A 17,999-nucleotide genomic window follows, 5' to 3' on the forward strand; every position below is an offset into this window, starting at 1 on the left:
CGGCCCATGACGGGGGGTGTGGCTGCGGCTCAAAGCTCCCTACGCCGGTGCAAACCGGATCAGGTTCCAAGGGACTCTCTCAGCCTGGCAGATCCAGGCACCCCCGCTTCAGGTGACCATTTCACTACAAATGGTACGGATTTGCGAGCCGGTGCCCTTCAGGCTGCCGCGTGCAGCGCCTGCAGCAGTGCCTGCCCCGGCGCGCTGTGGAACCACACCGGGTGCCCCAGCATGAAGGGCTGCCACGCCACATCCGCGTTTGCGGTGGAGCCAGTGATGCCTTCGAAGTACTCCACTTCGGACAGTGCGAAGTCGAAATGGACCATCGGCAGCAGGTCGGCCAGCAGCTGCACGCGTGCCGCCGACAGCGGCAGCACCTCGCGGTAGCCGTCGAGCAACGCCAGTGCGATGTCGATGCGCACCGCCTCCATGCCGCGCTCCAGTTCCAGCCACGCCACTGCGTTGCGCTCGATCGCGGTGGCGAGGTCGAACAGTGCGCTGGTGGGCGAAGCCAGGCCGAAATCCAGCACGGTGCTGACCTGCCCGTCGCGCCACAGCAGGTTGGAGACATGCCAGTCGTTGTGCGCCCACAGCCGTGGCTCGTCGCGCAGGCGCTCGGCCAGGCCGGCATGCCACGGCAGCACGTCGCGCTGCAGCTGCGCTTCCCAGGGAATGCGCGCGAGATAGCGGGCCAGCCCGGGGCGCTTGTGCAGCCCCGCCTTGATGGCCGCGATCGGATCGTCGGCGCGGATCAGATCGTCGCGCGCGACCAGCAGATGGGTACTGCGCTGTGGCGCGTGATAGCTGGCGGCGGCACGGTGCAGCCGGGCCAGCATGCGGCCGGCTTCGCCGGCCTGCGCGACATCGGTCAGCAACGACCACGACACGGCATCGCGGTACAGGTCCTCGCCCACGCCCACGGCATGCAGTTCGAAGGTCCATTCGCCGTGCTCTACTGCGGTGTGGCCATCGGTTGCCGCCAGCACCTGCACCACCGGTACGCCGGCGGCAGCGAGATGGGCGATGAAGTGGTGTTCTTCTTCCAGGCAGGCGGCGCTGCGAACGCTGTGGTGGTGGCGCTTGATGAACACCGGTCCGCGCGTGCCATTGACGATGGCGGCGGCCGACAACGGTCGAGGACTGTGCCAGTGCGGCTGGCTGCCCGCATCCAGCTGCGGAAAGCGCTGGCGCAGCCACGCGAGGTCTGCGGTGCTGATCGGTGGCCAATCGGCAGCAACCTCGTCGTTGTTGAGGCCCTGCACGCGGTGGGAGGAAGAAGTCATGCCGCAGCCCCAGTGGGGAAAGTCACATCCAAGGCTGCGCATTCAACGCCATGCACGCGGCCAACGCAAACGGGCGGGTCATCGACCCGCCCGTCCGTGCATCGGCATGGGGGATGCCGCGCTGCTTACCAGCCGCGATGGCGACCGCGGTCGTGGTAGTAGCGGTTGTCGTAGTAGCGCTCGCGCTGCCAGCGACGGTCGTCACCGCGGTCGTAGTAGCCGCTGCGGTAGTAGCCACGGTCGTATCGGCGATCGTAGCGGTCGTCGTAACGGCGATTGTCGTAGTAACGACGGTCGCGGCGGTCGGAGGTGGTCAGGTTGCCGATCGCGCCGCCGGCCACGGCACCGCCGACCGTGGCAGCGGGATCACCGTTGGAGAGCAGGTTGCCGGCCACGCCACCGACCACGGCGCCGACCAGGGTGCGCTTGTCCTTCCTCGACATCGCGCTGGCATCGCTGACCACGGCGACACCGGCCAGCAGTGCCAGGGCCATCGCCAGACCACGGAAGCTGAGTGCGGAAGTACTGAGCATGTTCGTTCTCCTGTGAGGTGCATGCCACGCTGGGCAGGGAGGGCGCGGGACGCCCCGGCTGCCGTGATGTCCACGCTGGCGTTCCAACATTGCCGGAACATTGCCTGGTCCACCGTGCGGCTTGCGCATTCATCTAGCGGCAGGCGGCATGAAGCAAGGCTGAAAGCGGCCTCGGCCGCTCAGCTGGCAGAAAGGGAAAAGGCCACGCGGACGTGGCCCTCCCTTCTCTCCCAAGGCGCCGCGGGCCTAGACGCCCATCGCCTTCTGGGCCTGCCGGGCCTGCTCCTGCTGGGCGTCCTGCTGCTGATGCAGCACGTTCGGCGCGCCCTGCACGGCACCGCTGCTGAGCGCCAGGCTCTGCTCGCTGGCGGCACGGGTCTCCACCGCCACGCGGCTGGCGGCCGGGTCGCCGATGGTGCCCTGCACGGCGAACAGGCGCTCACCGTTCGGGCTGGGCACCACCGAGTCGATGCGCTGCAGGCCGGCGGCATGCGCCTCCTTGGTCAAAGCCGCAGCAGCGCTTTCCAGCGTGTGGCGGTCCTTGAAGGTCCCGGCCGGCAGCAGTTCCAGACCCTTGCTGGCCTGGATGAACAACGGATTGCCCGGGTGCCGCTCGTCGTTCAGCAACGGCCGTTCGCGTGCGTCCTTGATTGCCTCCAGGGTCTTCGCCCCGACAATGCCATCGACCACCAGGCCGTTGTCCTTCTGCAGCTGGCGCACTGCCGTGTCGGTGTTGCGGCCGAAGCGGCCATCTTCGACCAGCGGCTTGCCGTCGGCGCCGACGTAGCCCAGGTGGCCCAGCTGCTCCTGCACCTTGCGCACGCCCTCGCTGTGCGCGCCCTGCTTGTACAGTTCGGCGTGCGGCGTGGCAGCGGCCTTGTGCTCGGCCGCAGGCTTGCCCTGGCTCTGCTCGTGCGAGTGGGTGCGGTTTTCCAGCAGGTCGCGCGCCTTGGACAGCGGATCGGAGGCGTACAGCTTCCAGTTCGGGTGGTCCTTCACCTGCTTGAGGTAGTCCTCGACCGGCATGGTGTGCACGCCCTTGCTGCCGGTGGACTGGCTGATCAGCAGCTTGTCGGTGTTGGGGTCGCGCACCACCATCACGATGTGGTCGATGCCGTTCCAGTGCTCATGGCGGGTCCTGGCCGTATCCAGGCCGATGATCATGCCTTCCTTCAGCGCATCGGGCTTCAGGATCGCGTCGCGGTCAAGCAGCACACCGGACTGGTCGAACGCCTTGCGCACGATGCCACCGGAACCGAGGTTGCCCAGGTCGATGCGATCAGCCTTGCTGAACACCGCGTGCCCGGCCTTCTGGTTGATCTCGTCCATGGTCCGGTTCTGCAGCGTGCCGACCCAGCCGGAACAGTCGATGTAACCCTGCTCCACGTTCTTGCCGGTCTTGCCCGGTACGTACAGCGCGTGGCCCGGAATGTTGATGGCGTACTTGACGTCGTCGTACTTCACGCCGGCCTCGTAGGCGGCCTGCAGTTCAATGCCTGGCTTCGGTGTGGCAGCTGCCGTTGCGGTTGCCGCCAGCGTGGCTGCACCCGCCGCCACGGCTGCGCTGGCCTGTGCAGGTGCTGCCGGGGTCTGGCCCTGGCCCTGCACTACCGCCTGCGGTTCGATGTTCTTTTCCGGAATGCTGATCGCTGCGTACTTGTGGATGTAATAGCTGGAGAACGTCCGCGCCAGGTCGCCGTCGTTCATCCCGCGCATCTCGGCCAGGGTGTGGCCGGTCAGCGCCTTCGCGTCGGAGCCGATCTGGTTCAGCACGTTGCGGCGCATGTTGATCTCGTCGCCGTGGCTGTTGCGGACCACACCGAAGGTGCCGGTGGCAATGGCAGTCTGCACCGAGCCGTAGCCGGCGCTGCCCTGCTGGTGGGCCAGGTACAGGTCCAGCCCGGTGGGCGTGTTGCCCCCGGACAGGTACGGGTTGCCGGTGCGCTCGTTGCGGCGCGCCATCGAGTCCAGGTTGTCCTGGTACATCTGCGCGGCCGCTTCGGTGTTGCGGGTGGGGTCGAACTCGTGGCCGGTCAGGTGGTACTGGCGCGCGGAGCCGGGCACGAACTGGAACAGGCCCTTGGCGCCGGATGAGGTGTTGTGGGCGCGCTCGTTGAAGGTGCCGCCGGTCTCGATGTGCGCGAAACGCATGAAGTCATCCACAGGGATGCCCTTCTGCCTGGCGACCTGCTCGACGATGTCCAGGACTTCCTTTCTGCTGTAGTCATGCTGTGCCATGACGTTTTCCTCGGGGTTGATGGAGCGGCGCGTGCCGCGAATCGCCAACCGGACTCATCCGTGAGTCAAGAACATGTCGGTCAACAGGGAACCCGCGCGTGGCGGGTGCTATCAGGGCGCGACGTACTGCTGGGTCGCGCTGTCGAAGGTGTAGTGCACGGCGTCGCCGGCACCCAGTGCGCGGGTCTTGCCGGGGCCTTCGATGGTGGTGCCCTTGAAGGTCACTGTCAGTCGCGGCAGGCCGTTGCCGTCGGCAGCGAAGGCCAGTTCGCCATCGCTGTCGGTGCAGGGCATCACGTTGCCGTCGTCGCAGGCGGCGCTGTTGTCCTCACCCGAGCGCACTGAACCGACATAGCGCCAGACCTTGCTGTCCACGTCGTCTTCGCTGCGCCTGGGGTTGAACAGCAGCAGCGCATAGCCGGTGCTGCTGATGCCGCGGTCGAAGCTGCTGGTCGGCACCGCCAGCAGCAGGCGACCATCGGCCGTGCGATGTTCAAGCGGCTTGCGCCGGGTATCGACATCGTCGGCCTTGTCGTACGCGCCCAGTGCGCCGATGGTCCATTCCTGGCCACGGAACTTCCATGGCTTCCTGGCGTCGGTGCCGGCCAGCACGAAGGTGGCCTCGGCAAGGTTGGCGCGGTCATCCGGACCGGCCGGCGTCTGCTCGCCCGGCTTGCCGTAGTGCTCGCGGGTATCCCAGGAGAAACCCGTGTAGTACGTGGTGCCATCGAGAGTGAAGGTGTGGCCGAACCAGAAGGTCGCCACGCTGCCGTTCTGGACCTCATAGGAGGTCGCGCCATCGCCGTCCACCTGGTAGGTGAAATACATCACGGTCGGCGCGTCGGGCGGGGTGGTGGCGGCATCGGGGGTGGGGGTCTGCATCGGGGCAACATCCTGTCGGGGCGCATTGGCAGCCTGCGCAGGGGCGCCGGGCTGGGAGGACGAGGGGGCCGGATCGGCGGCGCTGCAGGCGGCAGCGGAAAGAGAGACGAGCAGGCACGCCGCGAATGCGCGCAGAGGCCGCAACGGCAGGGTCCAACGTAGCTTGGGGGGATGATGCATGCGCCTCTCCATGGTCAGCGTTGCCGGGCCAGACGGCCGGCAGGAAACCGCGCCACGTCCACCAGGGACGGGAGCGAGGACATGAGCCGGTCGATTCCTTCGACCTCGCATTGAGAACTCATGCCGGACCATCTTGGCACAGATCGGCGGCCGGTCAAAGAGGGCGATGGCAGCTGCCCTTCTTGTGTGATCTGGCTCTCAGATCTTGCCGTCGCGCAGGTAATCGAACAGCTCGGCGTCGCCCTTGAGGCCCAGTTTGAGCATGGCGTCACCCTTCTGCCGGCTGATGGTGCTGACGCTCTTGTGCAGCTGCAGCGAGATTTCCTTCACGGTCATGCCGGTGCCCAGCAGCCGCAGCACCTCCACCTCGCGTGGCGACAGTGGCTTGCCGTCGCCCTCGCGCATGCGCCAGCTGCCAGCGGCCTCGACCCGCTCGCGCAGGCTGCGGCTGATGTAGGGCTGGCCCCGGTAGACCGCCTGGATGGCCTGTGGCAGTTCGTCCATCGACGAACTCTTGTCGACCAGGCCGAGCACGCCGCTGTCGAGCACCATGCGCAGGATCGCCAGGTTGTTGGAGACACTGAGCATCAGCACCGGCAGGTCGGGATAACGGCGGCGGATCATGCCGATCATGGCGAAGCCGTCGGCCTGGGGACTGCCCGGCATGGAGTAGTCGGTGACCAGCAGGTCACAGGGTTGGCTGCCGAGCAGGGCCATCAGCGCCTGCGCGCTGTCGGCTTCGCCGACCACGCGGCCCACCCCGCTCGATTCGATAACGGCACGGGTACCGATACGGACCACCGGGTGGTCGTCTGCGATGATGATGCGCAAGCTCATGCTCTAGTATGGCCACCGGGCACGCCGGACCGCGACCATCGCGGTTCCTGGCAGGATTCTAGGAGATCGACGCCGATGCGTAGCTGGGCTGTTCGCGGGCTGGTCCTGCTGCTGGCCGTGCTGGTGCTGCCTGCCGCACCGGTACAGGCCGTGCCAGGACTGCTGCCGCTCACTCCCCTGCAGCGCGAGTACCTGGCCGCGCATCCAAGCATCGTTGTGGGCCAGTATGACAGCGGCTGGCCGCCGTTCGAGTCCCTCCGTGATGGTCGGCAGATCGGGCTGGGGCCGGATTATCTGTCGCTTATCGCCCGTCAGCTGGGCGTGAAGGTGGAGGCACGACGCTATCCCGACTGGACATCCGTGCTGGATGCGGCATGTCGTGGCGAGATCGATGTAGTGATGAATGTCGGTCTCAGTGCCGACCGCACCCGCTGCATGGTCTACACCGCCGCCTATGGCGAGGCACCGCTGGCCCTGGTGGGACGCCCGGATGACCTGCGTGCCTCCGATATCCCCGACCTGGATGGACTGCGGGTGGTGATCGAGCAGGACTTCCTGACCGGCCCGCAGGTGCGGGCGCGCTTTCCCCGGGCACGACAGCTTGTCGCAAACAGCTCGTTGGCGGCGCTGGAGATGGTCAGAGACGACAAGGCCGACGTTTACATCGGCAATGCCTACGTGGCCACCGAACTGATCGCACGCGAGGACCTGCAGGGGGTCGTGCTGCTGCGTCCCAGCGATCTGCCGCCCGAACGGCTGCACTTCGGTGTTCCCAACAGCAAGCAGCCGTTGGCCGAAGCATTGGACCTGGCACTGGCTGCGACCAGCCAGGCCCAGCGCGATGCGCTGGTGCAGCGCTGGCTGCCACCTCCGCAGTGGTCGGCATCGGCACAGCTGGCGTTGAGCCAGGCCGAGAAACGGGTATTGGAGCAGCCGTTGAAGATCGGCTTCGCGCCGAACGCGGCGCCGCTGTCGTTCGCGGACCAGGATGGCAAACCCAGTGGCCTGGCCAGCGAATACCTGCAGCGCCTGCTGCAGGCTGGCGCCAACCTGCAGGTGGAAAACAGCCATGACTGGTACGAGGTGCGCGAGAAGGCGCGCCGCGGCGAGCTGCAGGCGGTGATGGGCATTCCTGCCGATTCTCGCTACCTGGGCCCGGACTGGGTGTTCAGCCAGCCCTTCATCAGCGTGCCGAACGTGATCGTCAGCCGGAGTGACAGCCCGGCGTTGCTGGGCCTGTCCGACCTGCAGGGCAAGCGGGTGCTGCTGTCCGATCCGGAACGTGTGCGTGGCTATGTGCTGCAGCAGGCGCCGCAGGCGCGGATCATCGCGGCACGCAGCGCGGAACAGGCCCTGCAGCGCCTGATCAATGGCGATGCCGATGCCTACGTAGGCAACCTGGCACTGGTTGACCATCTGCTGCGCAACCGCTTCCCGGGGCGCCTGCAGGTGGCGGCACCGGCAGGTTTCAACGATCAGCTGGTGCTGGCGGTTGAGCGCCGCCATGCCGCCCTGGCCACCACCTTCGACCGCCTGCTGCTGCAGATGACGCCGCGCAAGCGCGAGGCCCTGCGCGGGGACTGGCTGGCCGTCGAGTACCGCAACGGCCTGGACTGGAACAGCGCGATGCGCTGGGGCGTGCCGCTGCTGCTGGTGCTGCTCACCGCGCTGCTGGTGCATGCCATCGGGCATTGGCGGCTGCGCCGCGAGGTGGCCGGACGGCGTCACCTGGAACAGCGCCTGGCCGAAGTCACCGACAACCTGCCCGCCGTGGTCTATCAGGCTCGCCGCGCGGCAGACGGAACCCTCAGCTTCCCGTTCATTGCCGGTGACCTGCAGGCGTTGTTCGGGATCAGCCGGCAGCAGGCCGAACAGGATGCAATGTGCCTGCTGGAGCGCATCGAGGAAGACGACCGCGAGCACATCCTGCATGCGGTCGAGCAGGCGGCGCGCCAGTTCGCACCGCTTGTTCTCGAGTTCCGGCTGCGACCTGAAGGCACCGGCGCGCGCTGGGTGCGCAGCCAGGCCCATCCCTATGCGGCGGAAGCGGGCGTGGTCACCTGGAGTGGATACTGGGTGGATGTCAGCGAGGCGCGTGCACAGGCCGAGGCCCTGACTGCGGCCAAGGCTGACGCCGAACAGGCGGCGGAGGCGAAGTCGCGTTTCCTGGCGACCATGAGCCATGAAATCCGAACGCCGATGAGTGGCGTGCTGGGCATGCTGGAAGTGCTGGCGCATTCGCCGCTGGATGCCGAGCAGCAGCGCATCCTCGGGGTGATCGAGGATTCGGCGCAGATGCTGCGGCAGATCCTCGACGATATTCTTGACTACTCGCGGCTTGAGGCCGGCGCGCTGCGCCTGGAACCGGTGCCGCAGCCGCTGCGGCCATTGCTGGAAAGCGTGTGCCGGTTGTTGTCGGCGCAGGCCAGTGCACGTGGGCTGGACCTGCACGTGCAGATCGACCCGCAGCTGGCGGCCGCGCACGAAGTGGATGGCGTGCGCCTGCGCCAGATCGTGTTCAACCTGCTCAGCAACGCCATCAAGTTCACCGTGCGCGGCGAAGTGCGGCTGCAGCTGGACGTGCTGGGGCCGACCGCCGAAGACGGCAGCCAGCCGCTGTGCCTGAGCGTCACCGACACCGGCATCGGCATCGCGCCGGAACAGTTGCAGCACCTGTTTGCGCCGTTCACCCAGGCCGGTGCCTACATCCAGCGCGACCATGGGGGTACCGGCCTGGGCCTGAGCATCTGCCAGCGCCTGGTGCAGATGATGGACGGCGAGCTGGAGCTGCACAGCACGCTGGGCGAAGGGACCCGCGCCGAGGTGCGGCTGTCGCTGGTGGAAGCCGGCAGCGGTGATGTGGAAGCGCTGGTCGCCGAGCAGGAACAGGCCTCGCTGCTGCCGCCGGCGCTGCGCCAGGCGCGGGTGCTGGTGATCGAAGACCACCCGACCAACCAGGCGATGATGGCCTGGCGACTGCAGCAGCTGGGGGTGCCGCATGTGATGGTCGGTGACGGCCAGCAGGGCTTGGATCGGCTGTCGTCGGAGAGTTTCGATCTGGTGATCACCGACTGCCGGATGCCGGTGCTCGATGGCTTCGGTTTCACCCGCCTGCTGCGCGAACGCGAGGGCCGCAACGGCCAGCCGCGGCTGACCGTGCTGGCGCTGACCGCCAGCGTGCTGGATGACGATGCACGGCGCTGCCGCGAGGCCGGCATGGACGAAGTGCTGGCCAAGCCGCTGTCACTGGCCACGCTGCGTACCGCACTGCTGCGCTGGTTGCCGCAGGCGCAGGGACAGTCGTTCGAGGAGCCGCAGGCCGGGTCCGCTGCCGACGATGGTGGGACGCTGCCCGATCTGGACAGCCTGCAGCGGCGCTTCGGCTCACGTGCGGTGGCCGAGCAGCTGCGCGACAGCCTGTTGCAGGCCAGCGAGGGCGATCTTGCCGCCGTGCAGCGCGCGCTGCAGGCTGGAGATCGCGAGGCGGCCGCACTGCACCTGCATCGTCAGGCCGGTGGGTTGGGCGCGGTGGGAGCGACAGTGCTGGCCGGGCAGGCCAATGCGTTGGTGGAGCGTCTGCAGGATGCGGCGGAAGCCGATGTGGCGCCGTTGTTCGCGGCAGTGGCGGAATTTGTGGCACGGCTGCAGCAACAACTGCAGCGCCTGGCTCACTGAGCCGACTGCTGCTGCAGGTAGGCGATCACCAGCGCGCGGCGTTCGGCGCTGGGGAAGGCGTTGTACATGCGTGTGCCGGGCACCACGTGGGTGGGCGACTGCAGGAACGCATCCAGGGTCTGCGCGGTCCAGGTGATATCGGCGCGGCGCATGCCGTCGGAATAGCCATAGTCCGGCAGGCTGCCAGCGCGGCGGCCGATCACGCCGTGCAGATTGGGTCCGAAGCGGTGGATGCCACCAGGTTGCACGGTGTGGCAGCCGGCGCACAGCTCGAACGCGCGCTGCATGGCCTGCTGCTGCGCCTGTTCCGGCGTGGCCGGTGCCGCAGGCGGACGCTGGCAGGCCGTGGCCGCCAGGGCCAAAGCAATGGTGATGAGCAGGCGGAAGGCACGCATGGGCGGGCAGGATAGCGACGCAGCGGGGCAGGTGGGCTGCGACACGCGGTCGCAGCCCGGAGCAATCACATGCCCGAATAGTTCGGGCCGCCACCGCCCTGCGGGGTCACCCAGACGATGTTCTGGGTCGGGTCCTTGATGTCGCAGGTCTTGCAGTGCACGCAGTTCTGCGCGTTGATCTGCAGGCGCGCGTTGTCGGCTTCACCGACGAACTCGTACACACCCGCCGGGCAGTAGCGGGCTTCCGGGCCGGCGTACTCGGCCAGGTTCACCTTCACCGGAATGCTGGGGTCCTTCAGCGTCAGGTGGCTGGGCTGGTTCTCGTCGTGGTTGGTGCTGCTGAGGAACACCGAGCTGAGACGGTCGAAGGTCAGCACGCCATCCGGCTTCGGGTAGGCGATGCGGGTGTGCTTGGCCGCCGGCTCCAGGCAGACGTGATCCGGCTGCGTGCGGTGCAGGGTCCACGGCGGATTGCGCACGCCCAGCTTTGGCAGCAGCCACTGCTCCACGCCGGTCATCAGCGTGGCCACGGTCTGGCCCTTCTTGAACCACTGCTTGAAGTTCTTGGCCTGCTGCAGTTCGGTGAACAGCCAGCTGGCTTCGAACGCCTTCGGGTAGGCGCTCAGTTCATCGTGCTGGCGGTCGGCGGCCAGCGCGTCGAACGCGGCATCGGCGCACAGCATGCCGGTCTTGATCGCGGCATGGCTGCCCTTGATGCGGCTGGCGTTGAGGTAGCCGGCCTCGCAGCCGACCAGCGCGCCACCGGGGAACACGGTCTTGGGCAGCGACAGCAGGCCACCGGCGGTGATCGCACGCGCGCCGTAACCGATGCGGGTGCCACCCTCCAGGTGCTTGCGGATGGACGGATGGGTCTTGAAGCGCTGGAACTCTTCGAACGGGCTCAGCCACGGGTTCCTGTAGTCCAGGCCGACCACGTAGCCGATGGCGACCTTGCCACCGTCGGCGTGGTACAGAAACGCGCCGCCATAGGTGTCGCTGTCCAGCGGCCAACCGGCGGCGTGCACCACCAGGCCCGGCTCATGCTTGGCCGGGTCGATCTGCCACAGTTCCTTGATGCCGATGCCGTAGGCCTGCGGGTCCTTGCCTTCATCGAGCTTGTAGCGCGCGATCAGCTGGCGGCCGAGGTGGCCGCGTGCGCCTTCGGCGAAGATCGTGTACTTGGCCTGCAGCGCCATGCCGCGTTCGAACGCCGGGCCGATGCTGCCGTCCTTCTCGATGCCCATGTCGCCGGTGGCCACGCCGATCACTTCACCATTGTCGCCGTACAGCACCTCGGCTGCGGCGAAGCCGGGGAAGATCGCCACTTCCAGCGCTTCGGCCTGCTGCGCCAGCCAGCGGGTCACTTCACCCAGGCTGATGATGTAGTTGCCTTCGTTGTGGAAGCACTCCGGCAGCAGCGCATTGGGCGTGCTGCGTGCGCCGGTTTCGCTGAGGAACAGGAATTCGTCGCGGGTGACCTTCTGCTTCAGCGGTGCGCCGCGCTCGGCCCAGTCCGGGAACAGTTCGGTCAGTGCGCGCGGATCCATCACGGCGCCGGACAGGACGTGCGCGCCCGGTTCGGAGCCCTTCTCCAGCACGCACACCGACAGGTCGCGGCCGGCTTCGATCGCGCGCTGGCGCAGGCGGATCGCGGTGGCCAGGCCGGCGGGGCCGGCGCCGACGATCACCACGTCGAACTCCATTACTTCACGCGGGGGCAGGGCGTTGGCTTCAGCGCTCATCGATTGCATGACTCGTGGGTAGGGCCGGCATCGGGGCCACCGGCGGTGCCTGGGAATCGCGCGTGCAGCCACGAGCGAAACGGTTGTTTGAATGTGTCAGGGTACCGGGCCGCGCGTGATCGAGCTAGATCGACGATGTTCACGTCATGATTGCTGCGGTGCAGCGTAATGCACGTGGCCGGGTAGGTGCCAACCTTGGTTGGCACATTGTTTCACCGCCCGGACCCGCTTCCGTGTGGACCAAGGTCCACACCTACCAGACGCGATGCTTGCGGATGACCGACAATGGCCGGGTCCTGACTGCGCGTGAGTGCCATGGCTTTGCATCCGTACGATCTGTTCGATGTCCGTTCCCTGCTCAGCGAGGAAGAGCGCGCGGTGCAGGAGAGCGTCGCCCGCTTCACCAACGAGCGCGTGCTGCCGATCATCGGCGATGCCTTCGACCAGGCCCGCTTCCCTTCAGAGCTGGTGCCGGAGATCGCCGCGCTGGGCCTGCTCGGTGCCACCCTGCCGGCCGAATACGGCGGCGGCGACCTCGGTGCGGTCAGCTATGGCCTGATCTGCCAGGAGCTGGAGCGCGGCGATTCGGGCCTGCGCAGCTTCGTCTCGGTGCAGAGCTCGCTGTGCATGTACCCGATCTATGCCTACGGCAGCGAGGAGCAACGCCAGCAGTGGTTGCCGGCGATGGCGCGCGGTGAGCTGATCGGCTGCTTCGGCCTGACCGAGGCACACGGCGGTTCCGATCCGGCCAGCATGAAGACCCGCGCGGTGCGCGATGGCAGCGACTGGCGCATCAGCGGCAGCAAGATGTGGATCACCAGCGGCCCGGTGGCCGATCTGGCCATCGTCTGGGCGCAGACCGAGGACGGCATCCAGGGCTTCGTGCTGGAAAAGGGCATGGCCGGCTTCACCACGCAGGAGATCAAGCACAAGATGAGCCTGCGCGCGTCGCTGACCGGCGCGTTGTTCTTCGACGACGTGCGCGTGCCCGACAGCCACCGCCTGCCGAACGTGAAGGGCCTCAAGGGCCCGCTGGGTTGCCTGACCCAGGCCCGCTACGGCATCAGCTGGGGCCCGATCGGCGCTGCCATTGCCTGCCTGGATGAAGCGCTGGGCTATGCCAAGGAACGCGTGCTGTTCGGTCGCCCGCTGGCGGCCACGCAGAGCGCGCAGATCAAGCTGGCCGAAATGGCCCGCCGCATCACCACCGCGCAGCTGCTGGCGCTGCAGCTGGGCCGCCTGAAGGAAGCTGGCCAGCTGCAGCCGCAGCAGGTCAGCCTGGCCAAGTGGAACAACTGCCGCATGGCCATCGACATCGCCCGCGAGTGTCGCGATCTGCTGGGCGGCGCCGGCATCACCACCGAGCATGTAGCGATCCGGCATGCGCTGAACCTGGAATCGGTGATCACCTATGAAGGCACCGAGACCGTGCACCAGCTGGTGATCGGCCGCGAACTGACCGGCATCAGCGCGTTCTGAGCGGTGCGGGGAACACCATCCACGCATGGCGTGGATCTACTGCACATGGCACCTGCCACTACGACCTGGGATGTGCTTTGGTAGGTGCCAACCCTGGTTGGCACATTCCTTCAGCGCACGACCGGGCATCGGTGCGGACCAAGGTCCGCACCCTCCAGAAGCGATCCACAGCCATCAGAGGTTCTCGGCGGCGGCCTGGACCTGCCTTTGGTAGGTGCCAACCTTGGTTGGCACATTCCTTCAGCGCGCGACCAGGCATCGGTGCGGACCAGGGTCCGCACCCACCAGAAGCAGGTCCACACTCACCTGAGGCGGTTTACGCGCCGCCCGCAAACCCGTGCTGCCGCCACGCTTCGTACATCACCACCGCAACAGTGTTGGAAAGATTGAGGCTGCGGTTGTCCGGCCGCATCGGCAGGCGCAGGCGGCGGCCATCGGGCAAGGCATCGAGCACGTCCTGCGGCAGGCCGCGGCTTTCCGGGCCGAACAGGAACGCATCACCATCTTCAAAGGCCACGCTGTCGTAGCGCACGCTGGCACGCGTACTCAGGGCAAACAAGCGCTTCGGTGCGATCCGCGCCAGCGCGGTGTCCAGGTCGGGGTGCACCTGCAGGCGCGAGTATTCGTGGTAGTCCAGGCCGGCGCGCTTGAGCTGCTTGTCTTCCAGTGCGAAGCCGAGCGGCTCGACCAGGTGCAGCTGCGCGCCGGTGTTGGCGCAGAGCCGGATCACATTGCCCGTGTTGGGCGGGATTTCCGGTTGGAACAGGATCACATGGAACTGGGGCGCGGCATTCATCGGCGCAGTGTACCTGCGACGACCGCCGCCTTTACGGCGCACGCCCTGCGCTGGGCAGGGCGGCACCGCTTACGGGCGCAGCAGGACCTGGGCGGTTTCGGTGGCCAGGGCCTGCAGGTCGGCGGCGCTCGGGCGCACCTGCAGGGCCGGCAGGTTGACGATGACCGAGTTGGCGACGTTGGTGGCGGCAGCAGCCAGGGTGGCGGCGTAGCGCTGGGCTTCCATTTCGGCGGCCAGGGCGACGCGCTGTTCCAGGCTCGGGCGCACTTCCACCGAGGCCAGGGTGGTGATCGGCATCGCGGCAGCAACCGGGGCGGCAACGTAGCCATTGCGCTCGGCCAGCTGGTCTGCGCTCGGGCGCACTTCCACGGTGGCCAGGGTCGGGATGCCGCTGGCCTGTTCCCAGGCCTGCTGGGCCAGCTGGTCGGCGGCCGGGCGGACCTGCACGGTGGCCAGGGTCTGGATGGATTCGGAGGCCTGCACCGACGAAACAACCGCGGTGCCGGCGATCAGGGCGATGGCGATGGCAATGGTCTTGGCGTTCATGACGGGGCCTGTTTAGTGTTGGTGATCAGTGGTGTGGTAGTAAGGTAGTACACCAATTCTGGGCTTGCAAGGAAAATTTTCGGTTTCCTGCATTTGTTCAGTCTTCAGTCAGCTTTCATCTGAAGCCCTTCCTGGCGCAGGAAGTACCAAGCAATCCCCGTGCCAACTTTTAGTTGTTGATTTGCAAGAGTTTTTGTTTGGTCGAGAAGTGTCCGGTAGGCGGACACCTGTCCATTCGATGTGCTGCGGACACTGTCCGGACGGTCCTGGCGGGCGCTTGTGACCGGTCAGGCAGCGCAGATCGGCGCTGCGGATGGGGCACAGGGGCAAACACCCCCAGTGACTGCTGGCCGATTCCTGCCGCTGCGTGCGCAGGCTAGGATCGGGGTTCACCTATGTGACCAAGGATCCGGATATGTCTCTCGCCCTTCGCCCGCGCGCTGCACTGCTGGCCGTCGCCCTCAGCACCGCCCTGGGCACGCTTGTGCCTTCCCATGCGCTGGCGGCCAAGCCGGCCGCACCGGCCAAGGTCGATATCCCGTATGAGCAGTTCACCCTGCCCAACGGCCTGCGCGTGATCGTGCATACCGATCGCAAGGCGCCGATCGTCGCCGTCAATGTCTGGTACCACGTGGGCAGCAAGGACGAACCGGCCGGCCGTACCGGCTTCGCGCACCTGTTCGAACACCTGATGTTCCAGGGCAGCGAAAACCACGACGGCGAATTCTTCGAACCGTTCAAGCAGGTCGGTGCCACCAACCAGAACGGCACCACCAATACCGACCGCACCAACTACTTCGAGAACGTGCCCACCACCGCGCTGGACATGGCGCTGTGGATGGAGTCGGACCGCATGGGCCATCTGGTCGGTGCGATCGACCAGGCGGCGCTGGACGAGCAGCGTGGCGTGGTGCAGAACGAGAAGCGCCAGGGGGAGAACCAGCCCTACGGTCAGGCCTGGGACCAGCTCAACAAGGCGCTGTACCCGGTAGGCCACCCGTATCACCACGGCGTGATCGGTTCGATGAACGATCTGAACGCGGCGTCGCTGGATGACGTGAAGACCTGGTTCCGCACCTGGTACGGCCCGAACAATGCGGTGCTGGTGCTGGCCGGCGACATCGACCTGGCCACTGCCAAGGAAAAGGTCGGCAAGTACTTCGGCAGCATCCCGGCTGGCCCGACCATGGCGCAGCCGGCAGTGAACGTGGCCAAGCGCAACGCCGACACGCGCGAGACGATGACCGACAAGGTGCCGCAGGCGCGCATCTACCGCGCCTGGAACGTGCCGCAGGTCGGCACCACCGATGTCGATCAGCTGCAGCTGTTCGCGCAGGTTCTGGGCGGTGCCAAGTCCTCGCGCCTGAGCCAGCGCCTGCAGCACCAGGACAAACTGGTGGACAGCATCGCCTCGGGCCTTTCGACCTCGCAGCTGGGTTCGAACTTCGTGATCATGGCGACGGTCAAGCAGGGCCAGGACCCGGCCAAGGTCGAGAAGATCATCGACGAGGAACTGGACCGCCTGATCAAGCAGGGCCCCACCGCGGCCGAGCTGGAGCGCGCCAAGACCGGTGCCCGCGCCGGCTTCATCCGCGGCATCGAGCGCATCGGCGGCTTCGGCGGCAAGGCCGACGCACTGGCCGAGTGCGCGGTGTTCACCGGCGACCCGGGCTGCTTCCGCACCTCGCTGGCCAACATCGAGAAGGCCAGTGCCGCTGATCTGAGCCGGCTGGGCGCGCAGTGGCTGGACAAGGGCAGCCACACCCTGGTGATCGCACCGGGTGAGCGTGTGGCGCTGAAGGAAGACCCGAGCCAGGCGCCGAAGCCGTTCAACGTTCCCGCGGTGGACCCCAAGTACAGCACCCTGCCGGAGCAGGTCGACCGCAAGGCCGGCGTACCGCAGACCCGCGAGTTCCCGCAGCTGAAGTTCCCGGCGCTGCAGCGCGCCACGCTGAAGAACGGCACCCAGGTGATCCTGGCCGAACGCCATGAGATTCCGGTGGTGCAGTTCAGCTACCAGTTCCCGGGCGGCTTCAGCGCCGACCAGGGCCGCAAGCCGGGCACCGCCAACTTCACCATGAGCCTGATGACCGAAGGCGCCGGCAAGCTCGGCTCGCTGGCCTTCGCCGATGCTGCCGATGCGCTGGGCGCCAGCCTGGATGCCTCGGCCGGCCTAGACTCGATGAGCGTGGACCTGTCGGCACTGAAGGAAAACCTGGCACCGTCGCTGGCGCTGTACCGCGACCTGCTGCGCGAGCCGCGCTTCGAGCAGGGTGAGATCGACCGGGTCAAGGCGACCTGGATCGCCGGCATCCAGCAGGAGAAGGTCAACCCGGGTGCGGTGGCGATGCGCGTGCTGCCGCCACTGCTGTATGGCAAGGGCCACCCGTATGCCATTCCGTTCACCGGCAGTGGCGATGAGGCGGCGATCAGCGGCCTGACCCGCGAAGATCTGGTTGATTTCCACCACGACTGGCTGCGCCCGCAGAACGGCACCCTGATCGTGGTCGGTGATACCACGCTGGCGGAAATCGTGCCGCTGCTGGACAAGCAGCTGGGCGACTGGAAGGCTGCCGGCGATGCTCCGCAGGTGAAGGCGGCGACCGACGTCGCATTGCCGAAGGGCCCGCGTGTGTTCCTGATCGACCAGCCGGGCGCGGTGCAGGCCAACCTGTTCGCCGGCCAGGTGGTCGCGCCGTCCAGCGCCACCAGCTCGACCCGCTTCGATATCGCCAACGGCGTGATCGGTGGCGACTTCACCTCGCGCCTGAACATGAACCTGCGTGAGGACAAGCACTGGTCGTACGGTGCGCGCAGCAGCGCGATCAATTCGGTGGGCCAGCGCCCGTGGATGGCCAGCGCGCCGGTGCAGATCGACAAGACCGGCCCGGCGATGGCGGAAATGCGCAAGGAAATCGCCGCGTTCGCCGACGGCAGCAAGCCGGCCACCGCCGCCGAGGTCAACCGCATCCGCAACATCCAGACCCTGAGCCTGCCCGGTGCCTATGAGACCGCCAGCGCGGTGGCGTCGACCATCGGTTCGATCGTGCAGTTCAAGCGCCCGGATGACTACGTGCTGCGCCGCAAGGCCGAGATCGAGGCGATGACCCCGGCACAGGTGCAGCAGGCCGCCGCCGAGATCAAGCCGCAGGCGCTGACCTGGGTGGTGGTGGGTGACCTCAAGCAGACCGAAGCGGCCGTGCGCGCGCTGAACCTGGGCGAGGTGACGGTGATCGATGCCGAAGGCAATCCGGTCAAGAAGTAAGGGATGCGCCTGCCCGCCCCCGCGGGCAGGCCTCCCCGGGTAGTGCCGGCCGCTGGCCGGCAACCTTGCTCTGGTAGTGCCGGCCGCTGGCCGGCAACTCCGTGACCCGAAGGCGGGGTCAAGGACCCCCTGCGGGGGATCTGACCCC

The 17,999-nt window shown here is 67.2% G+C and carries 12 protein-coding genes and 1 riboswitch; of the genes, 3 read left to right on the forward strand and 9 right to left on the reverse strand.

The features are described from left to right. Positions 1-19 precede the first annotated feature (19 nt). A riboswitch (TPP riboswitch) is annotated at positions 20-115 on the reverse strand. A 43-nt stretch (positions 116-158) separates the two neighbouring features. The 5 genes from ACZK33_RS00845 to ACZK33_RS00865 all read right to left on the reverse strand — a co-directional run bounded on the left by ACZK33_RS00845 (position 159) and on the right by ACZK33_RS00865 (position 5,953). Continuing rightward, positions 159-1,283 (reverse strand): phosphotransferase enzyme family protein, encoded by a 1,125-nt coding sequence (locus tag ACZK33_RS00845; RefSeq protein WP_423175053.1) that lies wholly within the window; start codon positions 1,281-1,283, stop codon positions 159-161. A gap of 125 nt (positions 1,284-1,408) precedes the next feature. Further along, on the reverse strand, positions 1,409-1,816 hold the full coding sequence (locus ACZK33_RS00850) for a glycine zipper 2TM domain-containing protein (protein ID WP_121505030.1): 408 nt from the start codon (positions 1,814-1,816) through the stop codon (positions 1,409-1,411). 246 nt (positions 1,817-2,062) lie between these two features. Beyond that, positions 2,063-4,054, reverse strand: coding sequence for a peptidoglycan-binding domain-containing protein (locus ACZK33_RS00855; protein WP_423175052.1), 1,992 nt, complete (start codon positions 4,052-4,054; stop codon positions 2,063-2,065). A 111-nt stretch (positions 4,055-4,165) separates the two neighbouring features. Further along, positions 4,166-4,936 (reverse strand): hypothetical protein, encoded by a 771-nt coding sequence (locus ACZK33_RS00860; protein WP_423175051.1) that lies wholly within the window; start codon positions 4,934-4,936, stop codon positions 4,166-4,168. 378 nt (positions 4,937-5,314) lie between these two features. Next, positions 5,315-5,953, reverse strand: a complete 639-nt coding sequence (locus ACZK33_RS00865) for a response regulator (RefSeq protein WP_049421098.1) — start codon at positions 5,951-5,953, stop codon at positions 5,315-5,317. Between the two features lie 75 nt (positions 5,954-6,028). Between ACZK33_RS00865 and ACZK33_RS00870 the strand changes: the two genes are divergently transcribed. Continuing rightward, a complete protein-coding gene (locus tag ACZK33_RS00870) occupies positions 6,029-9,628 on the forward strand; it encodes an ATP-binding protein (RefSeq protein WP_423175050.1) in 3,600 nt (1,199 codons plus the stop codon). Here ACZK33_RS00870 and ACZK33_RS00875 read toward each other — a convergent pair. Beyond that, a complete protein-coding gene (locus ACZK33_RS00875) occupies positions 9,622-10,023 on the reverse strand; it encodes a c-type cytochrome (protein WP_049421100.1) in 402 nt (133 codons plus the stop codon). The genes ACZK33_RS00870 and ACZK33_RS00875 overlap by 7 nt on opposite strands. A gap of 65 nt (positions 10,024-10,088) precedes the next feature. Continuing rightward, a complete protein-coding gene (locus ACZK33_RS00880) occupies positions 10,089-11,765 on the reverse strand; it encodes an electron transfer flavoprotein-ubiquinone oxidoreductase (protein WP_049461849.1) in 1,677 nt (558 codons plus the stop codon). A gap of 315 nt (positions 11,766-12,080) precedes the next feature. Between ACZK33_RS00880 and ACZK33_RS00885 the strand changes: the two genes are divergently transcribed. Then, entirely contained in the window at positions 12,081-13,244 is a 1,164-nt protein-coding gene (locus tag ACZK33_RS00885; protein ID WP_423175049.1) for an acyl-CoA dehydrogenase family protein, read from the forward strand. A gap of 316 nt (positions 13,245-13,560) precedes the next feature. Here ACZK33_RS00885 and ACZK33_RS00890 read toward each other — a convergent pair whose 3' ends face one another. Both ACZK33_RS00890 and ACZK33_RS00895 read right to left on the reverse strand, forming a co-directional pair. Then, positions 13,561-14,040 (reverse strand): tRNA (cytidine(34)-2'-O)-methyltransferase, encoded by a 480-nt coding sequence (locus ACZK33_RS00890; protein ID WP_005407625.1) that lies wholly within the window; start codon positions 14,038-14,040, stop codon positions 13,561-13,563. A gap of 69 nt (positions 14,041-14,109) precedes the next feature. Then, entirely contained in the window at positions 14,110-14,586 is a 477-nt protein-coding gene (locus tag ACZK33_RS00895; RefSeq protein WP_032130143.1) for an XAC0231 family protein, read from the reverse strand. A gap of 415 nt (positions 14,587-15,001) precedes the next feature. Between ACZK33_RS00895 and ACZK33_RS00900 the strand changes: the two genes are divergently transcribed. Further along, on the forward strand, positions 15,002-17,851 hold the full coding sequence (locus ACZK33_RS00900) for a M16 family metallopeptidase (RefSeq protein ID WP_032130144.1): 2,850 nt from the start codon (positions 15,002-15,004) through the stop codon (positions 17,849-17,851). Positions 17,852-17,999: the final 148 nt, after the last annotated feature.

The sequence above is a fragment of the Stenotrophomonas sp. 86156_Sma genome (assembly GCF_056481625.1).